10 protein-coding genes are annotated in these 21,107 nt (G+C 71.1%); 4 read left to right on the top strand and 6 right to left on the bottom strand.

What is annotated here, in order from left to right; genetic code table 11:
* Position 1: 1 nt before the first annotated feature.
* Positions 2-1,522 carry a hypothetical protein gene (locus CRP55_RS15315; RefSeq protein WP_097320558.1) on the top strand — a complete coding sequence of 507 codons (1,521 nt, stop codon included), beginning with the start codon at positions 2-4 and terminating at the stop codon, positions 1,520-1,522.
* A gap of 191 nt (positions 1,523-1,713) precedes the next feature.
* On the opposite strand, the gene CRP55_RS15310 is transcribed toward CRP55_RS15315, so the two are convergent.
* A complete protein-coding gene (locus tag CRP55_RS15310) occupies positions 1,714-2,712 on the bottom strand; it encodes a carboxypeptidase-like regulatory domain-containing protein (RefSeq protein WP_097320557.1) in 999 nt (332 codons plus the stop codon).
* A 316-nt stretch (positions 2,713-3,028) separates the two neighbouring features.
* Between CRP55_RS15310 and CRP55_RS15305 the strand changes: the two genes are divergently transcribed.
* Positions 3,029-15,055, top strand: coding sequence for a hemopexin repeat-containing protein (locus tag CRP55_RS15305; protein ID WP_143234628.1), 12,027 nt, complete (start codon positions 3,029-3,031; stop codon positions 15,053-15,055).
* Between the two features lie 12 nt (positions 15,056-15,067).
* The gene (locus CRP55_RS15300) at positions 15,068-15,712 is read left to right on the top strand and encodes a hypothetical protein (RefSeq protein WP_097320555.1); all 645 of its coding nucleotides are present in this window, start codon (positions 15,068-15,070) and stop codon (positions 15,710-15,712) included.
* A gap of 4 nt (positions 15,713-15,716) precedes the next feature.
* On the opposite strand, the gene gad is transcribed toward CRP55_RS15300, so the two are convergent.
* The 5 genes from gad to CRP55_RS15275 all read right to left on the bottom strand — a co-directional run bounded on the left by gad (position 15,717) and on the right by CRP55_RS15275 (position 20,406).
* Positions 15,717-17,075, bottom strand: coding sequence for a glutamate decarboxylase (gad, locus tag CRP55_RS15295; protein WP_097320554.1), 1,359 nt, complete (start codon positions 17,073-17,075; stop codon positions 15,717-15,719).
* A complete protein-coding gene (locus CRP55_RS15290) occupies positions 17,072-17,701 on the bottom strand; it encodes a hypothetical protein (RefSeq protein WP_218854482.1) in 630 nt (209 codons plus the stop codon). Before CRP55_RS15290 ends, gad begins: the two co-directional genes overlap by 4 nt.
* Positions 17,702-17,867: 166 nt before the next feature.
* Positions 17,868-18,875 (bottom strand): hypothetical protein, encoded by a 1,008-nt coding sequence (locus CRP55_RS15285; RefSeq protein ID WP_097320552.1) that lies wholly within the window; start codon positions 18,873-18,875, stop codon positions 17,868-17,870.
* Entirely contained in the window at positions 18,872-19,201 is a 330-nt protein-coding gene (locus tag CRP55_RS15280; protein ID WP_097320754.1) for a PadR family transcriptional regulator, read from the bottom strand. Before CRP55_RS15280 ends, CRP55_RS15285 begins: the two co-directional genes overlap by 4 nt.
* A 44-nt stretch (positions 19,202-19,245) precedes the next feature.
* Positions 19,246-20,406: a glycosyltransferase gene (locus CRP55_RS15275; protein ID WP_143234626.1), complete on the bottom strand. Its 1,161-nt coding sequence runs from the start codon at positions 20,404-20,406 to the stop codon at positions 19,246-19,248.
* Between the two features lie 86 nt (positions 20,407-20,492).
* On the opposite strand from CRP55_RS15275, the gene CRP55_RS15270 reads away from it, so the two are divergent.
* Complete coding sequence (locus CRP55_RS15270) at positions 20,493-21,098, top strand: TetR/AcrR family transcriptional regulator (RefSeq protein ID WP_179855177.1); 606 nt, start codon at positions 20,493-20,495, stop codon at positions 21,096-21,098.
* The last annotated feature ends 9 nt before the right edge of the window (positions 21,099-21,107 follow it).

Below are 21,107 nucleotides of genomic sequence, written 5' to 3'. Positions count from 1 at the left end.
AGTGACGCTGCCGGCGAGCTCCACCAAATCATCCGAACTGGCCCGGATCGCGGCCGAGGCGGCCGGCACACACTTCTCCTCGGTGCAGTTCACCCTCACCCACCGGGCCGCGAACGGCTCGGTACCGGCGCCGGCCATCGAACCGGACAAGGAGGACCCGAACGGCTGGCCCACCGACTTCTGCCACTTCTCCGTGGCCGGCCTGTCGGTGTCGACGTCGACCTGGCCGTCGGCCATGACCGCGTTCAGCGGCCGGGTGCAGATCGGCCTGGAGGAAGGAACCGGGCAGCGGGACACACACTCGTACTCCGGATATGCCGTGCCCAACCCCGGCTTCCTCAACCATTCCACCCGCAAGGTTGAGGTCATCATCACCCTGGGCACCGCGCACTGGTCGCCGACCTATCGCGAAGCCCTCATGCAAGCCCTGATCATCGAGAAGCTGACCGGCCTGGCCGCCGAACGCGACGCCCCGGTCCTGCACCTGCACACCCCGGTCGCCCCGGTCCCGCAGACCAGCAAGGCCGAGCGCGGCGACGGCTCCATCGAGCGCCTGCGCGACGCCATCGGCCCCTGCCTGCGCTTCTCGGTCGGTGTCGACCCGGCCCTGTCCGGCACCCGCCTCGACTTCGAGACGGAACTGGCGGCGCTGGCCGAAGAGTACGGCTTCGGTCTCAAACTCAGCGATCAGCGATTCAATCGTGTACGGGGTGAGTGGTTCACGATCCGGGGATTCGACCGGGAGCGTTACCGCCAGGCCCGCAACCGCCTGTTCCCGGACGCGCCGGCCCTCACACCGAGGCGGGCGGTCATCGCCAGCGTGGTCGGCCCGTCCCGCACGGGCACGACGGCGGCGGCGGTGGCGGCCCTGCGGGCGAGGGGCATCGGCGTGCTGGCGGCGTCCATCTCGAGCATGCGCAAGACCACGTTCATCAACCTGATGCTGCCGGTCGCGGCCGACGTGCCCCGCCTGCTGCCGCAGTGGTCGGGCGGCTGGCTCGAGGCGCTGCCCCACATCAGCGCCAGCACCGGCCACCCGGCGGCCGCCACCGAGGAGACGGACGACAGCCTGATCGACGACTGGAAGGTCGCGGTCAGTCCCGCGATGCGCTGCACGTACCCACCGTCGAGCCAGCAGACCGGTGCGACGATAACGGGCCGGGTCCCATATCCGATCTGGCTGTGGTGGCAGCTCCCGCACCGCACGGTCGACACCCCGGCCCTGCTGTCCGAGGTGCAGTCGGCCCTGCGCCCGCACACGCGGCGCTGCGAGGTCGCCTACGCCCAGTCCCGCCTGTGCCGCGGCGACGTCATCCGGGGCCGGGCCAAGCTGGTCGTGATGCTCTCCGAGGAACACCGCGACCACGCCGCGGTCCAGCGCTTGCTGACCGACGCCACCGAGGCCGCCCAGTTCCGCATCCGCGAGCGCCTCCCCCTGCTCGGCTGCGTAGACCCCAGCAAAATCCGCTTACGCTTGTCCCCTCGCGAGCGCTGGCTCAACTACGCCGACATCTCCACCTGACCACACGCCTCCGCGGTCCTGTCTGGGCGTCACCGCGCCCGGCGGCAGGAGGGCGCGGAATCCGTCGGCCCGCGCCATCGCAGGCGTCATCGCTCCGGCGGCAGGGCCGGGAACCCGTCGGCCGGCGGCACCACCGGCGTCACCCCCTCGCCGCAGGGGCCGGGTAGCGGTTGGCCGGCGGGCGGTAGGTCTCATCGCCCCCTGCTGTAGGGGCCGGGGTAGCCGTTCGCCGGCGGCACTGTGGGCATCACCGCGGTCGGTGCATCGACCGTGGCTGCTCCGGCCGGGACCGTAGCCCTCCGGCGGCGGGTGACCATCAGGGCCAGGGCGGCCAGGCCGGCGGCGATCAGCAGGCCGCCCAGGACGAACGGCAAGGGGCCGCTGCCCTCGTCGTTGACTGTCTTGAGGGCCAGGGGCGCGGCTGAGGACGCGGCGGTCTCCGGCTCGGTGGCCTCGGGCTCGGCCGTCGTCGCTCTGGGGGACGGTGCGGTCGTGGTGGGTGTGGGGGTGGCGGTCAAGGTCAAACGCACACTCGCGGTGGCGCGAACGGTTGTGCGCGTGGTGCGGTATCCGTTCAGGGTGGCGATGACCGTGAGTTTGCCCTCGGGGATCGACTTGATCGAGAACTTTCCGGTCCGGTCGGTCGTTGTGCGGTATTCGTGGCCGGCGCTGTCCCGGACGGTCACAGCCACGCCGCCCAGCGCCTTGCCGCTGCTGTCGCGGACCCGGCCCGACAGGCCCTCCACCTTGGAGGGCGGCTTCGGCTGCGAAGCGCCCGATCCGTGGATGTAGACCATCTTGTAGTCGTAGCTGTTCTGGCCGCCGAGCCGCACGGCGACCGAGATGTTGAGGCCGATGATCTCGCCCGGGCCGGCCTTGGGTGCGACCACGGTGGCCTGGAAGTCCTGGCTCTTTCCGGCTTTGATGCTCGGCTCGGCCCGGCAGCCGGTGGCGCAGGGCAGGCCGCCGCCGACCACCACGATGGCCGTCTCGGCTCGGCTTCCGGTGTTCGTGACGCGGAACTTCACGCGCACCTTGTCGCCGGGCTTCACGTTCTCGGCCGACACGCTCAGGATGTTGATGGGCGCCGGTGCGGCCGCCGCTGGTGTCGCGGCCGCCGCGAGCGTCGCGCCGGCCAGCGCGATCGATGCCGCGGCCCGGGCCCATCGGGTGTGTGAGCGCGTCGTCACTTCCAACCACCTTTTCCACGGCGAGCGACATCGGTCGATGACGCCGGGGGACACTATGCCACGGTCCGACTTTTCCGGTGGCTGCTGGATATGCGACAGGCGGTCGCGGGATTCGATTTGCCATACCATCATATTTCGTCTGATGGCGGCGATCGGAGCGCGCGTTCCCCGTGACATCGATTGATCGGTGGAATCGAACGATCACAATGGACGGATAGGCTGCGGCTGATTCTTGGCCATTCCTCGACCGGGTGCGGGCCGCCGGAATGATATTGGCGCTAATTGATTGCCCGGTTGTCGTAGGGGGAGCGCGCGCATGAGTTCTCTGCCCAGTTATCAGCAGTTGTTCGGCGATCTCGACTTCCGGCAAGGGGACGACGCCCGGTCGGTCTGTTCGCCGGCGGCCTATCTGGCCGATCTTCTGCGGCTCGGTGGGGAGGGGATCGGGCGGCGGCGCGCGGATCTGCGCGGGGTGCCGCTCGACGCCGAGCACACCACGGCCGAGGTGCCCTATCTCGACATCGTCAACGAGGTGCTGGCGGCGGATCTGGCCGCGCGCGGGAAGAACCTGGCGGAGATGGTGCATCCGCTGTCGTTGCCGTTCTCCTTGGAGCACGCGCGGGACGGCATCGCGTTGCGGCGGCTCGGCACCGGCCGGGCGGAGGTCTATCAGGCGTTCGCGGACCAGCCTGACGCGGATGTGCTGGCGCGGGCGGCGCTCGGGCTCACCGAGAAACAGGCGGCGCTCATCACGACCGAGTTGGCCGACGGCGCGCGGCTGCGGGAGTGCCTGGGTGTCGAGTCGGCGGACGGCGATCCGTACGCTGAATTGGAGGAACGGGCCGCGCTCGGCGTGACCCAGGCCGAGACCGAGACGCTGCTGAGCGTGATCGGGGGGACGCCGCGCACGGCCGCGTGGTTCGAGCGGGCGCACCGTTTCGTGCGGCTGGCCCGGGGGACCGGTCTGACCTTCGCCGAGCTCGATCTCGTGCTCCGCTCCTGCTGCGGCAACCGGATCGACGCCGCGGCGATAAGGATCATCGCGGAGCTGCTGGACTTGCGGCGCGAGCTCGACCGGCCGCTGGAGACCGTCGTGTCGCTGGTGGAAAGCACGGAAGCGCCGGTCGGAAGCGCGGTGGCGCCGGTCGGAAGCGCGGTGGCGCTGGTTGAAGGCGCGCTGACCGACGCGGAGAAGGCCGCGGCCGCGGAGCGCTACGACGGAACGCTGACGCCGGCCCAGTTGTCGCGGGTCGGGGTGCTCACCGATGCGCTCGGCGTCAGCGTCGACGAGCTTTTCGACCTGATCGAGGCCGGCGGCGGCGATGATCCGTACACAAGCCCGGAAAAGGTCCTGTCGTTGGTGAGGCTGGCCCGGTGGCTGGGTGAGACGGGGCTGACGACCGACGACCTGCTGATGGTGCTCGGCGCCGGCCGCCATTCCGGCGACGTGGAGCCGTTCGAGGCGCCCGGTGAGGCCTGGCCCGAGGCCGAGATCTTCGTGTCCGAGCGGTTCGGGCCCCGCGCCGCCCAGGTGATCCACGACGTGCTGCCCGAGTTCAGCCCTTACGAGGTCCTCGGCGAGCTGCCGGTGGTGGCGGCCGACGACCTGCTCGGGATCGGGCTGGACGAGCGGCTCGCCACGAAGATCTACACGAACCTGGTGCTGCGCGGTTACCTGGACGCCGACGGCATCCCGCTGACCGAAGAGGAACCCGTGCTCGCCGGTGATTTCACCGCGTGGACGCACAGCCTGGCCTGGCTGCTGGCCGATCTGTGGGAGCAGGACGACCTCCCGACGTGCTTCCTGTCGGATCTGCGCGCCCTGGACGGGCTGGACGACGCCGGCCGGGCCGAGCTCTACGACAACTTGATCTTCAACGGGTACGTGGACACCGATGGCCGGATTCTGCGAGCGGAGCTGGAACAGACAAACGCCGACCTCTCCGGCCTGGCCGAGCACGTGCACGACATCCTCCGTGAGCGGTCCGAAGCCTTCGCCCAGGCCGTGATCCCGCTCGACCCGGTCGAGTTCGCCTCGCTCATCGGCGACGCCGAGGACTGGGACACACTCCTGCGCAGCCTCCAGTTCAACGGCCATCTGGACGACGACTACGCTTACCGCGACCCGGCCGGGCTGCTGGAGCTCACCCCGGCCGAGTTCACCGTGGACGTGCGCTTCCACCCGATGCGGCGGGAGCTGCTCGACGCCGTGCAGGGCCAGGTGATCCGGGCGCGGGCCGAGATGTCCGCGCTGACCGTCGACGACTTCCGCGATCTGGCCGACGCCGAGGCGGCCCGCCGCGCCCTCGACGGCGGCGAGTTCACCGACGGGGAGAACGCGCAGATCGCCCTGCGCCTGGCCACCATCGCCGCCGACGGCGCACCCTACCGGGCCGACCCGGACGTCGTGCCGGCCCAGCTCCTGATCGACGCCGGCTACCTCACCGAGCAGCTGATGGTCCCGCAGGAGCTGCTCGAGTGGTTCGGCCGCGCCCACCACGTCAACGACTTCGTCGTGCCCGAGCTCGGCGACTTCAGCCGCGAGGTCTTCCTGCTGCTGCACGCGGCCGCCGTCCAGACGGTCGCCGCCGTCGACGAGATCACCGCGACGCTCGCGGCCTGGGAGGCCACGCAGCGGGACACGCTTTTCTCGGCGTTGCAGGACGCGTACGGGATTTCCGCCGCCTCCGCCGAGGCGATCTGGGCCGGCGTCGCCGGCGATCCCGCCGATCCGGTCACCATGCGCCGCTTCCGCGGTTTCGCCGTGCTGGCCGCCCGGCTCGGACTGCAACCGGCCGACATCGCCGTCGCCTTCCACGACCAGGATCTGCGGGAGTCGTACGCCGAACCGCTGGCCCTGCCGCCCGGTGCCGACGGCATCGACGCGATCCTCGAGCGGGACGGCGAGCCCACCCTGCTCTTCCGCGGCGACCGCTACTGGACCCTCCCGTCGGCTGTCTCCCGCCCGCTGTCCGACCTCGTCGGCGCGTTGGTCTCGGTGGACGCCGCCTTCACCGACCCCGGCGGCACCAGCTGGATCGCCGGTCGCGACCGCGACGGCGTCTCGTCCACCTTCACCCGGGGCCCGGGCCACACCCGTTGGGCCCGGCGCACCCAGGAGTGGGGCAAGGTCCGCAACGTCTTCGCCGAGGCCGCCCGCATCGACGCCGCCTTCGTCGACGAGGCCGGCCGGGCCTACCTGTTCTGCGGCGAGCACTACGTCCGCTACTCCGGTCCGGACTACACCCAGGTCGATCCCGGCTATCCGCGCCTGATCGGTCAGTGGTGGGAGGGTGACGTGCACGGCGTGCCGCTGCCGCCCCGCTTCCAGGGCGCGCTGGACGCCGCGTTCCGCGGCCACGACGGCGTCACCTATCTGTTCGCCGGCGAGACCTTCGTCGCGGTCGGCGGCGCCCGGACGCCGGTCGAGCGGCCGATCGCCGGCGTCTGGGGTCGCGTGCCGCAGCCGGAGCGCTTCGACGCCGCGTACGTCAAAGGCTCGTCCCTGTATCTCCTCGCCGGCGACCAGGTGATCCGGCAGAGCAACTGCGTGGAGAACGACGATCTGGGCGCCGACGACGGTTATCCGCGCCGGATCGGCACCGAGCTGCCCGGCGGGTTCGACAGCGGCGTCGAGGCGGCCTTCGCCGACACCGCGGGCGTGGTGCACCTGTTCAAGCAGGGCCGCACCATCGCGCTGGAGCCGGACGGGCCGAGCGCGGCGCCGACCGCCGAGCGCTGGGGCAAGCTCATTCCGATCCTGCCCGGCGGCAAGGTGGACGCCGCCCTGACCGGGCTGGACGGGCGCACCTACCTGTTCAGCGGCGACCATTACGTGCGCTATTCGGCCGCCGATTACACCGCTGTCGACTCCGGCTATCCGCGCGCCGTGACCGATTGGGGAGGGCTGCGCCGGGTCACCGCCGCCTTCACGATGGACGGCGCCACCCATCTGTTCGGCGAGGGCGGCCTGCTATTCCGTACTCCCAAGGACCCGGACGTGGAGGCGGAGCTGGAGGCCGGGCGTCTGCCTGGCCGGCTGCTCGGCCTTTTAGAAGAGCATGGCTTGGGTGGTACGACGGTGAGCGCACCCTGGCAGCTGACGACCACCGGGGGAGTGCGCCTCACGGTCACCCGCACCGAGAAGCACCTCGAGGTGAGCTGCGATCCCGGCGCCGACGGCTTCCACGTGCGCTACTCCAGGCGCGAGTACGGCGAACCAGACCCCGGCTATCCGCGCCCGCTCGACGAGAGCTGGTGGAACCCGCCGCTGCCGTCGCGCGGCGCCGCCGTCTTCACCACCGGCGACGGCCGCGTCCACCTGGTCACCGGCGGCACCGTGTCGACCTTCGACGGCCGGCGCCGCTGGTGGACGCCGCCGCGCCCGCTGGCCGAGCAGTGGGACGACCTGCCCTTCGAGACCCTGAGCGCCGCGTGCACCGGCATCGACGGCCGCACGTACTTCTTCGCCGGCAGCGACTACGCGCGCTACTCGTCCGACCGGCTCGACGACCGTTACCCGGCACCGACCACCGGCTTCTGGGGCACTGTGGTCAACCACCTCGCACGCACCGGCCAGGTGGACGCCACGCTGGTCGTGGGCGAGCACACGTACCTCTTCTCGGGCGACCAGTTCGTCCGCTACACCGGCGACGCCCGGGTCGTCGATCTCGGCTATCCGCGCCGGCTGGACGGCCTGCCGGAGGAGCCGCGCCTGACCGGTCTGCTCGAGGCGCCGGAGACGATCGACGCCGCCTTCGCCGACCGCGGCAACGTCTACCTGATCAGCGGCGACGACTGCCACGTGGTGTCGACGGCGCGGCACCGGCGCTACGACAATGTCATGGCCGAGACGCCGGCCTGCGCGGTCATCGACGACGGGGCGCTGTTCTCGCTGGGCTACTACGGCTGGCGCCGCTACACCTCGATCGAGGGCGGCCTGGTCGAGTCGGTCACGCGGGAGCCGCGGCAACTGTGGGGGATGCCGGGCGAGTACCGCGTCGAGATCGACGCCGTGCTGCACGGCACGGACGGCACCACGTACATCTTCAAGGGCCCGAACTGCTGGAACAGCGCGGCCGAGGCCGCCTATCCGCTGGCCGAGGAGTGGGGACGGCCGCGCAACAATCTGTGGCACGAGAGCGCCGTCGACGCCGGGTTCGTGGCGGCCGACGGGCGCACGTACGTCTTCAGCGGCGACCAGTTCGTGGTCTACGACGGGCTGGACTACGCCGGCGCGTACGTCAAAGGACCGTTTTTGATCTCCGATCATTTCGCCGGGCTGACCGAGGTCGCGCTCGCCTATGTCTACGACGGCGTCACCTATCTGTTCGAGCCGTCCGGTCGCTACGTCGTCTACTCCGGCAAGGAGCTCGACGAGCCCGACGAAGGCTTCCCGCAGATGGCCGGGGCCGACTTCTGGGGCATCCCGCCCGACTATCTGCCGGACGGGTTCACCATGCCCGACGCCGTGCTGGCCAACGGCGAGCACCTGCTGGCGCTGATCGGCGACACCTGCCTCACCTTCGAGGAGGCGAGCGGGACGTGGGCGGCGCCGCGGCCGCTGGCCCGCATCTGGCGCGGCATCGGCGCGACCGGCGATCTGCGGACCGCGTTCACCGGGCGCGACGGGGCCACGTACTTCTTCTTCGGCACCGACTTCACCCGCTTCTCCGGCGGCGTGTTCGCCGAGCGCCGCCCGGTCCGCGACCACTGGGGCCTGACCGGAAACGACTTCACGCGGATCGACGCCGCGTTCGCGCACGACGGGATCACCTATCTGTTCGCGGGCGGCCAGTACTGCCGCTACAGCACCAGTGACTACCGCTGGACCGACCCCGGCTATCCGCGGTCGATCGCCGATCATCTGCGCGAGGAGCCGCCGTTCGCCGCGCTGCCGATGGACGCCCTGGACGAGCTGGCCGGCCACATCGACGCCGTCGTGAGCAACGACCGCAACGTCTACCTGTTCGCCGCCGACGCCTGCCATGTGCTTTCGCAAGACCAGACCACGACCTTTGACGTACGCCGTCTCGGGCGGGCCCGGAACACCGTGGCCGAGCGGGGTCGCGTGGACGCGGCGCTGGTCACCGCCGAGCACACGTATCTGTTCAGCGGTGACCAGGCGATCCGCTACACCGGCGACGACTACTCACACGTCGACGAGGGCTTTCCGCTGACGCTGGCCGCCGCCCTGCCCGGCCTGCCGCCCGGCTTCCGGCACCAGATCGACGCCGCCTTCCAGGCGCCGGGCGGCGGCGACACCTATCTGTTCGCCGGCGGCCAGTACGCGCGCGACAACACCGTGGCGCCGCTGGCCGGCGCGTGGGGCGTGCCCCGCGACGACTTCCGCGAGACCGGCTTGCAGGCCGCCTTCGTCGCGCCGACGGGTGATCTGTACGCGTTCAGCGGCACCCAGTACGTCCGCTACCCGCTGGGCGAGCTGGATGTGGTCGAGGACGGCTATCCGCGCCCGATCGCCGGGGACTGGGAGTTCAGCGACCGCGTGGACGGCGCGTTCACCCTGCGCGGCCGCACCTACCTCGTCCACGGCGACCGCTATGCGCGCTACAGCGACGGGTATGCGGCGATGGACCGCACGTTCCCGCAGCGTGTGGCCGACCGCTTCGCCGACACCGCCGACTACCGGCTGAGCGACCTGCGGCTGATCGCCTCCTACCGCGCGCTCGGGCTCGGCCCCGCCTTCACGCCCGATGCGCCACCCCTGGAAGACCCTTACGCGTACGTGGCCGAGGCGCTCGGCTGGGACGCCGGCGAGCTGCGCTGGTGCCGCCGCGTCTCCCGCTTCGCCGATGACACCGATCGCCTGGAGCTGGAGTTCCTGGCCCACGCCGCCGGGATCTTCGCGCTGGCCCGGCGGACCGGCGTCGCCCCGTCGAAGCTGCACGACGGCGCCTACCTGACCGAGGAGCTGACCGAGCGCCTCCACGACGAGCTGAACGTGGCCCTCCGGGACGCGCTGGTGGCGGCGAGCGGCAGCCCGGACGAGCTGTTCGCCCGGTTCCTGATCGACGTGCAGGCCGGCGGCGGGCAGGTCACCTCCCGGGTCCGCGAGGGCATCGGGGCCGTCCAGCTCTACCTGCACCGCTATCTGCTCAACCTGGAGGACCCCTCCTCCGACGAGGAAACCCGGGAGCGGATCCGGCAGTGGTGGTCGTGGATGCGGGCCTACCGGCTGTGGGAGGCCAACCGGGCCGTCTTCCTCTACCCGGAGAACTACCTGCGCCCGGAGCTGCGCACCGCCCGTACGCCCGCCTTCAAGGCCCTGGAGAGCGACCTGCTCCAGGGGGAGATCACGGCCGAGACGGTGGACCGGGCCTATCGCCGCTATCTGGACGAGTACACCGAGGTCTCCCGGCTCACCATCGCCGGCGGCTACGTCTACACCAAGGACCAGCTCGTGGACGGGCCGCGCCGGCTCATCCTGTTCGGGCGCACCAAGACCGATCCGCGCCGCTACTACCACCGCCGGGCCGAGTTCGGCAGCCGGATGAACCTGGCCGCGACCTGGGAGCCGTGGCAGCCGGTGGGGGTGCGCATCGACGCCGACCGGGTGCATCCGGTGCACGCGTTCGGGCGGGTCTTCGTCTTCTGGACCATCACCGAGACCGTCGTCGACGCCAAGGCCACCCAGCGGGTCCGGATCCGTTACTCGTTCCAGGACCTGACCGGCGGATGGGTGCCGGAGCAGACGCTCGGCGACAGCCCGCTGCACGAGGGGACGATTTCCGGCGTACGGCTGCTGGTCCTGCCCCGGATGAAAGCCGACACCGGCCGCATGTCGGTGCTGGCCTCGTGCACCTACACGGTGGCCGAGACTCCCGTGCGGCTGCTCTACGACCTCAATCCCGAGTTGTACGCGGACCAGCTGCCCGCGGACGCGGAGGACGACCTGGACGCCGTCACGGCCGACCGGGTCGCGCAGATCTTCCTCGATCCCGTCGACCCGGCCGCTGTCGTACGCCTCGACGCGCCCGCCGGCACCGACGTGTGGCCCTGGTTCAGCGTCGACCACAAGGGCGGCAGCTTCCTGTGCCGCCCGGTGACCGTGACGCCGGAGGACTCTCCCGAGTTGCGCCTGGTCGACAACGAGGACGGCCTGCCCGCTCCCGGTCCGGAGTGGACGGCGGTCGACGCGGCGGTCGCCCTTCCCGGCGGCAGTCGGATGTTCTTCGATAATTCTGGACACAGGTGGCGCCTCGGCTCGGAGACGGCTCCGATAGCGCCACGGTGGGGTTTGGCCCGTCAGGTGCTGACCGCGCCCGGCGTGGTCGACACGGTCCTGGTCCGCGGCGAGCGCACCTTCGTCTTCAGCGGCACGCAATACGTGGCCTTCACCGGCACCCCGTTCGAGCGCCCCGACCCCGGCTATCCCCGCGACATCGACGGAAACCCCGACCAGATCCCGTATCTGGGCCGGATCGACGTCGCCTTCGCCACCCCGGACGGCGTGGAGTATTTCGTCTCCGGCGACCGCTGGGTCACCTCGGAGGCGCCGGCCACCCTCCGGCCGCTGACCGAGCTGTGGACGCACGATGCCGAGCCCTTCACACTCCGCACGGCGCTGGTGACCGACGACGCCACCTTCTTCATCGGCAGCGGGCGCTCGCTGCGCTTCCCACATCCGGACCAGCGCGAACGCGGTGCCCCGTTCGGCGCCCCGAGAGGCGACGGCATCGTCATCAACCGGCGGTTCGACGTGGTCGCCCGGCGCGGCCAGACCAGGTATTACTTCGACAACGACGGCAACGAGTACGTGCAGAGCTTCCCCCGCGGCCGGGACGTGACGCGGCCGATCCACGTGCCCAGCGCCATCCTCACCTCCCAGGCCGTCGACGCGGCCTGGGTGGGCGGCGGCAAGCTCTATCTGAGCCGCGGTGACGAGTACGTGCGGTACACGCTCGACGGCGACACCGTGCCCGCGCTGATCGACGACGGCTACCCGGCCAAGCTGCCCCGCGTCATCGACACCGTGTTCCCGCGCGGCACCGACCTCTACCTCTTCAGCGGCGCGGACTACTGCCGGATCAGCGCGGCCACCGAGCCGAACCGGCTGCCCGCCTTCACGGCGGTGGCCGGGGCCTGGGCCGAGCTGCCGGCCTTCACCGCGGCCCTGCCCGGCATCTTCTTCCTGGGACCCGACTCCTACGTCAAGCACGACACCACCCTGGACGTCCCCCGCCCGTACGAGCTGTCCCGCCTGCCCTTCGAGATCGTCCGCCTGACCACCGGCACCGCGTCCGAGCTCAACCGCAAGCTGCTCTCCGGCGGGGTGGACGCCCTGCTCGACCTGAGCACCCAGGAGACCGACGAGGTGCCGCTGAGTGTCGACGCGGCCGACGTCACCGCCATCCGGGTCTCCGGTGAGCTGGTCGACGACGACCGGCTGCCCAGCGGCTCGCATCTCGACTTCCGCAGCGCCAACGGCCTCTACTACTGGGAGATCTTCTTCCACGCGCCGGTGCTCATCGCGCAGGCGCTCAACCAGGCCCAGCGTTTCGAGGACGCGAGGCGCTGGTACGAGTACGTCTTCGACCCCACCGACCCGCGCTCCTGCTGGCGGTTCCTGCCGTTCCTGTCGGTCGACCCGGGCGAGCTGGCCGACGGGCTGGCCGAACTGCTCACCCGCGTCCGCAAGGCCGGATCGTCCACCACCAAGACACAGACCGCCCTCGACCCGGTGCTGACCGCGCTGCGCGACCTGGCCCCGGCGGTGGCGCAGAGCCGCGACCCGAGGACCCCGGCCGAGCAGGCCGCCCTGGTCACGATCACCGACCCGTCGAAACACAAAGACATAGCCGACGCCGTACGGGCGATGCTAGCCGTCAAGACGATCACCCCGGCCCGGCGCGAGGCGATCGAGCGGTTCCGCGAGGCGACCCTGCTCGCCGTCGAGGCCGGCACGCTGTTCGACGCCGTCGGCGACCGGGAGAGCCTGATGCGGGCCTACCAGGACGACCCGTTCGACCCGCACGCCGTCGCCGGGCTGCGGCCGGTCGCCTATCGGCGGGCCGTCGTGATGGCGTACATCGACAATCTCCTCGACTGGGGTGACATGCTGTTCCGGCAGTTCACGCCGGAGACGGTGGACGAGGCCCGGATGCTCTACGTGCTGGCGCACGACCTGCTCGGCGAGCGCCCGGAGCGGCTGGCCACCCGGCTGCTGCCGGCCCGCACGGCGGCCGAGCTGACCGAGCAGGACGTGCTCGGCTTCCTCACCGGCGGCGGCACTCTGCTGGCCGGCGCCGGCGAGGTGCACGCCGGGCTGGCCGACCCGTACTTCACCATCGGCGAGAACCGGATGTTCGCCGCCTACTGGGACCGGGTCGACGATCGCCTGGCCAAGATCCGGGCGTCGCAGGACATCCTCGGCGTCGCCCGCTCGCTGCCGCTGTTCGCGCCCCCGGTGGACGCGGCGGCCCTGGTCGCCGGCGTGGCCGACGGCGCGGCCCCGGCCGAGATCGCCGCCGCCTCGGCCTCGTCCGTGCCCCACCTGCGGTTCGGCGCGGTCCACCGCCAGGCCCGGGAGCTGGCCGACCGGCTCACCCAGTTCGGCGGCGAGCTGCTCAGCGTGCTCGAACGCGGCAGCGCCGAAGAACTGTCGCTGCTGCAAAGCCGCCAGGAGCAGGCGATCCGGGCCATGGGCCGCGACATCCGGCTCGCACACATCCGCGCCGCCGAGCAGAACCTGGCCCAGCTCACGGTGAACCGGACGGCCGCGGCCGAACGGATCACCCACTACGAGACGCTGCTGGCGACCGGGCTCACCGTGCTGGAGACGGCCGAGCTCGAGGCCATGCGGCACGCCGGCAACCTGCACCTGTCGGCGGGCGTGCTCAAGGGCGCGTCGGCGCTGGCGCACATCGTCCCGCAGTTCTCGCTCGGCCCGTTCATCCTCGGCTCGGAGACCGGCGGCGAGCAGGCCGGCGAGTCACTGGACAAGTTCGCCGAGACCAGCGAGTCGCTCGGCGAGGCGTTCAGCATGATGGGCGAGGCGCTCGGCCGGCAGGCCCAGCACGAGCGGCTCACCCAGGACTGGACGTTGCAGGCGGCCACCGCCCGCAGCGAGGTGCTCCAGCTCGACCACCAGATCGCGGGGGCGAGCGAGGAGGTGACGATCGCCCGGCGCGAAGCTGAGATCGCCGAGCGGGAGATCGCCGGCCTGGACGAGGTGGCCACCTTCCTGCGCGCGAAGTTCGCCAGCAGCGAGCTGTACACGTGGATGGCCGGGCGCATGTCGAGCCTGTACTTCCAGGCGTACCAGCTCGCCTACGACACGGCGACGGCGGCGGAGCGGGCCTACCAGTTCGAGCACGGCTCGCAGGAGCGGTTCATCGCGCCCGCGTACTGGGAGAGCCGGCGCAACGGCCTGCTGGCCGGGGCGGCGCTGAGCGTCGACCTCGACCGCCTCGGCCGCGCCCACCTGGACGACGGCGGCCGCGGCCTGGAGATCACCCGGCAGGTGTGGCTGAGCGAGCTCGACCCGGTGGCCCTGCTGAGCCTGCGGTCGAGCGCCTCGGGGGAGTTCGCCCTCACCGAAAACCTGTTCGACCGCGACTTCCCGGGCCACTACCGGCGTCAGCTGCGCACGATCGCGGTCACCTTCATGGACGCGGAGGGGCAGGTGCTCGCGCTGAACGCGACGCTCACCCAGCTCTCCCATCAGACGGTCCTGTCAACAGACCCTTCGGCCGTACGGCATCTGCTCGATCCTCAAGGAGTGGCGCCGTCGACGGTGCGCGGGGACTGGCGCGGTGGCCAGGAGATCGTGCTGTCCGAAGTGGATCAGGGGCAGTCGAACAACGGGATGTTCGAGCTTCGGTACGACGACGAGCGGTACCTGCCGTTCGAGGGGACGGGCGCGGTGTCGGCCTGGAGGTTGTCGCTGTCGGCGGCGGCCGTTTCCCCGTACGACGTGCTGCTGACCGTGCGGTACACGGCCGAGCCCGGTGGTGCGTCGTTCGCCGAGGCGGTGAAGGCGATGCTGAAGCCGCACCAGGCGGCCCGGTTGTTCGACGTGGCGCGCGACTTCCCGGCGGAGTGGGCTTCGTTTGTGGGCGGCGGAGCGTTGGAGCTGCCGTTCACCACAAACATGTTCCCCGACATGGCCGGCCGTCGCATCACCGGCGTTCTGACCGCCTACGACCTGACCGACGGCGTTCCGGCCCGCCTCCAGCTCGACGGGGAGCCGCTCCCCCCGGGCACCCTCGTGGCCCCGTCCGGCCTCAGCATCCGAGACGGCGCCGTGTGGTCCTTCACCCTCGACGGCGACCGAGCCGCCCTGAACAACGTAGGCCTAGTTCTGACCTATCAAGCTCACTAGTTGGGAGCAGCCATGCCGAACATCTCCGGGGCCCGACGGCCCAAGGACCCCAAGACGGTGACCACAGCACCGGCCCTGCCCAAGAGCGCCACCGCCGCCACCACCACTCCCGTATCCGCGGTGAAGTGGACACCGGTCGGCCGCAAGTCGGGGCCGCCCGCACCCACCAAGCGGACCACGCCGGTGATCGGCATGCGCGCGCAGACGCAGGTCGGCCTGCCCCCGACCAAGAGCGCCGTCCCCGCCCTGGCCGGCCCCACGGTCGACCCCGTCACCGACGCGGAGCCGAACGAGGCCCTGCCCCCGACGAAGCGTGCCGAGCCGGCCCTGACCACCTCGGCCGAGACAGCCCTCACCCCGGCCGTGGTCAGCCTGATCGCCGACGCCATCGACGTCCCGCACGCGGTGCTGAACCTGATCTCACAGGGACGCCATCAGGCAGCCGAGTTCGTCGTCATGGGCACCCGAACCGCCCTCGAGTCGATCCAGTTGGCCGAGCCGGCACCGCCACCGAGCCGCTTCGAGTCCCTCCGGGCCGCCCTGACCGACATGCTGGCCAACTGGTCCTCCATGACCGACGCCGACATCGAGAGCACCCTGAGAGCCATCGCCGACAGCCTCACCGACAGCCGTCAGTCACCACGAGCCCTTGGCTGACCCTTCAGTGGCCGGGTCCGGTGATCATCTTCTTCCGTTCGGTCTCGTGCGCGCCGCCCTTCCTGGCCAGCGTCGCGCACGCCTCCTCGATGTCGCGGGCCAGCGTGTCGACGTGCTCGCGGCTCATCGTCTCCTTGACCAGGGCGCGCATGATCGTCACGTTCTGCGCGTCCGGCGGGAGCGTGTACGCCGGCACCATCCAGCCCCGCTCGGCCGCCAACTGCCAGGCCAGGTCGAACTCGTCGTACCCGTTGGGGTTCGCCAGCCGGAACGCCACCAGCGGCAGCTGCTCCTCGTCCGGCCCGATCAGCTCGAACAGACCCATCTTGGCCAGTTTCTCGCCCAGCACCCGGGCGTTGACCTGCATGTTCTTCATGATGTACGCATATCCGGCCCGGCCGTAGCGCACCAGGTTGTAGTACTGGGCCAGCACCATGGCCGACCCGGTCGAGAAGTTCAGCGTGAAGGTCGAGTCCGTCTTGCCGAGGTAGTTTTCCTTGAAGACCAGCTCATCGGCCAGGTCGGCGCTCTCCCGGAAGATCAGCCACCCGATGCCCGGATAGACCAGCCCGAACTTGTGTCCCGACACGTTGATCGACCGAACCTGTTCGAGCCGGAAGTCCCACGCCGTGTCCGGGTAGAGGAACGGCCACACGAAGCCACCGCTGGCCCCGTCCACGTGCAGCGGCACGTCCAGCCCGCGCTCGCTCTTGATCCGCAGCAGGAGTTCGTTGATCCCGGCGATGTCGTCCTTGTGCCCGGTGAACGTCGTCCCCAGCACGGCCGCGACGCCGATCGTGTTCTCGTCGATGAACGGCTCCACATCGTCCGGCCCGATCGTGTACTTGCCGGGCTGCAACGGCACGATCCGCGGTTCCACATCGAAGTAGCGGCAGAACTTCTCCCACACGACGTGCACGTCCCCGCCGAAGACCAGGTTGGGCACGGCGGCCGGGGCGTTGCCCCGGCGCTTGCGCCAGTTCCACTTGAGTGACAGCCCACCCAGCATGATCGCCTCGGACGACCCCTGGGTCCGCGCGCCGGTGGTCTCGCCCGGCGCGTGGAACAGGTCGGCCAGCATCCGGATGCACCGCTGTTCGATCTCGGCCGTCCGCGGATACTCCGCGTGGTCGATGAAGTTGCGGTGCAGGTTCTCAGCGATGATCCGCTGCGCCTCCGGCTCCATCCAGGTCGTCACGAAGGTGGCCAGGTTCCGCGCCGGATCGCCCTCCAACGCCAGGTCTTCGGCGACGAGACGGAAGGCGTCCTGCGCCGTCATCCCTTCCGCCGGGAACTCTCGGGTCGGCACTTCGTGGGTGGCGAATCGGTTGCCGTACAGGGCGGCGTCGGCCGTGCCGGTCATGTGCTCTCCTCAGATAAGGGCGGTTTGACGTGCCGGGGCCGCTGCGCGGGAACCAGCAGCGCGGCGGCGATCAGGAAGCAGAGGGCGCCGAGCAGGGTGCCGGCGAGGTCGATCCGAAGGTCGAGCACTTCGCCGGAGCTGGGAAGGATGTAGCCGGCCAGGGCCGCGGCCATGAAGAAGCCGGATCCGCTCAGGTTGAGCCAGGCGATCCACCGGGGCAGCGCTGGACTCCCGCGGACGGCGAGAACCCCGAAGACGCTGGAGATGATGAACAGCGTCGACCCGAACATGTCGGGCCGCCACACGTGCCGGTCCTGCTGCTGAACCGACAGATTGTGGGCCAGCGCGACAAGCGTGCTGACATTGAACAGAATCGTCCCCGGAAACTGAAAGGCCGCGGCCAGCCAGTTGCGATCATGCGGCCGTGGCCCCCACATCACCAGCCGCTGCGCGCCGTCCCCACCCGGCGTCTGAGCCTGAACCAGTTGCAGAAACGACGCCGCCGTGAAGAAAAGCGACCCGACGAAATACGTCAAAGCATCAGCGTCGTCCCCCACCACGCTGACATAGCCCGGCACCGACCCCACCGCAAAGCAGAACGAGCCCACCACGAAGAGACCGGCCACAGCACCATTGAGACGAGCCGGACGCATCCGCACGCCAGCCCCCACGTGATCGACAGGACACCCTCCCAGCCTTTACATGCAACGTCGGCACCCGAACCACCGCATCACCCCCCGAGGATGACCGGCCGCCCGGGCTCTGCTGGGAGGGCTGTCGCCCTGTCTCCTCTCAGGCGGCCGTCACTCCGCGGGTCTCGGGCTCTCTTCTCGGGCGGGCGAGACCCGCGGCCACGGCGATCAGCGCGAAGCCCCACAAAGGCAGCTGCTGGAGGTCGCCGGGGGTGAGGACCCAGCCCTCGCCCAGGTCGAAGGCGCGCAGCAGGTGGAGCGTGGGCCCGAAGGCGAAGCCATGGCCGTGCACCAACTCGCCCGAGCCCAGGGGCTCGGCGACGGTCAGGTAGCGCACCAGCGAGGCGACGAAGCCGACGGCCGACGGGATCACCAGGAGCAGCCCGGCGGTCATGAGAACCGTGCTCGGGAGAGGCCGGCGCGCGGCCCGCACCCGGTGGGCCAGCGCCACACCGGCGAGCCAGCCGGCCAGCAGGCCCAGCAGTGTTCCGGCGATCGTCAGCGGCACATAGGAAGCGGGGCGCGCCGGCCAGCCCGCGATCGTGATGGTGCCGAGCGACGGATAGGCGTAGACGTTCAGATGGACGCCATCGGCCTCCGCGGCGAAGTGGACGTTGGCCAGGATGCCGTCCGAGCCGTCCCCGGTCACGATCGGCCCGGTCGCCCATCCCTCGGTGGCCAGTTTCTGCCGGGTCTGCTCCGTCGCCTGCCGGGGATCCGTGGCGGTCGCGAGCCGGCTCTCGCCCCACACGTAGTGGTCCGCGACCGAGCCGGTGGCGAAGCCCAGCATCGTGGGCTGGGGCAGAGAGGCGTACGCCAAAGTGCCCAGCCAGGAGCCGGCGGCGGCGCCCAGAGCCCCGCCCACCAGCAGGGACGCGATGACCGCGATCAAAGCCAGAGGGCGGCGGACCGGTGGGCGGAAGCGCTCGCGGAGACCGTCCAGCACCAGGCGGCGCTGGTCGGCCCGGGTGGGAGTCGCGCCGGGGGCGGTCATCTCCAGCAGGGTCTCGATGAGCTCGGGGCCGTGCTTGCGGCGCAGCCGGGCCGGATATGCGGCCAGCAACGCCCGGTAGCCGCCCAGCGCTCGATAGCCGTCCTGTGTGCTCATGCGGCACCGCCGGCCGGGTGGGGGCGGAGGGCGAGCTGGCGGTCGACCGCAGCCGAGCGGCGGCGCAGGCGGTCGGCCTGCTCGCTCAGGGCGGCGGCGCCGCCGTCGGTGAGACGGTAGTAGCGGCGCAGCCGGCCGTTGACCGCCTCTTCGCGGTCGACGGCGATCAGGCCCTGCTGGTCGAGGCGGTCGAGGGCGCCGTAAAGCGTGCCGGGGCGCAGCTTCACGTCGCCCTCGGACAGCTCGGCGACGGACTGGACGATCCCATACCCGTGCAGCGGCTGGGCTGCGAGCGCGGTCAGGATGAGGAAAGTGGGTTCTTGCACGACCACGACACTACGGCCGACGATGTATGCCGTCAACCGTAGTATCAGTGGCGCGTCAGGGCCTCGGCGAGGTCGGCGGCGATCCGGTCGGGAGCGGTCATCGCGGCGATCTGCTGCTGGATGCGCGCGGCCCCGGCGGCATAGGCGGGGTCCGTCACGACCGCGCGGACGGCTTCGCGCAGCGCCCGCGGGTCGACCGGGCCGGGGGCGAGGCCGATGCCGCAGCCGGCGTGGTTCACGGCGGCGGCCTGCACCGGCTGGTCCGCGCCCTGGGGCCAGACCACCAGGGGCACGCCAGCGGCGAGGCTGCCCAGGGTGGTGCCGGCTCCACCGTGGATCAGCGCCGCCGTGGTCCCCTCCAGCAAGCGGGAGAGCGGTTGGAAGGGTACGACGGTCGCGTGCGGAGACTTGTGCGGGACCGCGCTCGCGTCCGTGCCGGGCAGGGTGGTCGCGAGGAAGTCGACGTCCAGCGGGTCGTCACCGCCGGTGAGGTCGTCCAGCAGCTTGCCGACCACGTCCGGCGCGGCGAAGTGCGACCCCAGCGTGACCAGCACACGCGGCCGGCCGGGAACGGCCACGGGAACGGGCTCAACGGCGCCGGCCGGGCCCTGGTGGGGCTCTGGGCGCAGGGTCCAGCGCTCGGCCTTTGTCGGGGTCTGGGAGGCGCCCAGGCCGGGTGGGCAGGTTTCCAGGAGCCAGCGGCCGGCCGGGAGCTCGGTGGGGGCGGCGAACCCCCGGGACTCGAAGCGCGGGGCGGCGTTCGCGGCGATGGCGGCCAGGAACTCCGGTGGGGCGCCGGGCCCGGTGGAGACGGTGGCCAGGGGGACGTCCAGGCCGGCCGCCACGAAGACGCCGAGCAGGTCGAACATCTCGTTGACGATCAGGTCGGGCTGCCAGGTCCGGGCCAGTGCCAGCGCGTCGTCTCCGCCCAGGTCCAGGCGGGCGCCGGCGAAGAACTCGGCCACCGCGGCCGGTGACGTGCCGGCGGCGGCGTCGGTGCCGGTGCGGCGGGCCGCTTCGACGAAGAGGACATCGGGGGCGGCGCCGGCCTGGAGGTGTTCGAAGCCCTCGGCGGCCACGTCCGGTGCCAACGCCGCGGCGGAGAGGACGGCCACCTGGTCGCCGCGCCGGGCGAAGGCGCGAGCCAAGGGGAGCAGTGGATAGAAGTGGCCCTGGGACGGCACGGCTGAGAAGAGAACCTTCATGGTCATCAGCATATGTTTACGTTCATCAGAATACCGTTCTTGTGATCGAGGAAACAGCTAGCATGAGCTGCACAGAAAGGGCCCCCATGACGACGGCACGAGGGACGCGGCGCGCGCAGGCGGCGGCTGAGACGCGGGAACTGATTCTGAGTGCGGCTCAGCGGTGCTTCGCCGAGGGCGGGTACGCGGGTGCCACCATCAACGACATCGCGGCCGCGGCCGGGGTGGCGGTGGCCACGGTCTACACCAGCGTCGGCGGCAAGCCGGTTCTTCTGGAGCAGCTGGTGCGCCGGGGCATGGAGGACGCGGCGGTCGCCGAGAGCCTCGACCGGGTCGCGCGGGCCGAGACCGGCGCGGAAGTCGTGCTGGCCATCGCCGAGGGGACCGGGGCGGCCTATCACCGCCACGCGAGCGTCATCGCGCTGCTGCTCGACACCGCCTCGCACGAGCCGGTCGCTCAGCGGCTACGGGCGGAGGCCGTCGAGGCCTACCGTGCCGCCCTCGCCGCGGCCGCCGAGCGGCTGGAGCAGCTCGGCGTGCTCGGTGTCGACCGGGAGCGGGCCACCGACGTGCTCTGGTACTTCTTCGGCCTGTACGCCTGGCCGCGTGTCCTTCAGGACGCGACCTGGGGCCCGGACGAGGCAGCGGCCTGGCTTCACGCCACCGCCGTCCGGGCCCTGGTGAAGGACTGAATCCACCCC

This window comes from Paractinoplanes atraurantiacus (genome assembly GCF_900215205.1).
Lineage (GTDB): Bacteria > Actinomycetota > Actinomycetes > Mycobacteriales > Micromonosporaceae > Actinoplanes > Actinoplanes atraurantiacus.
The sequence above is the reverse complement of the archived record's forward strand: the minus strand, read 5'-3'. Positions and strand labels throughout refer to the sequence as shown.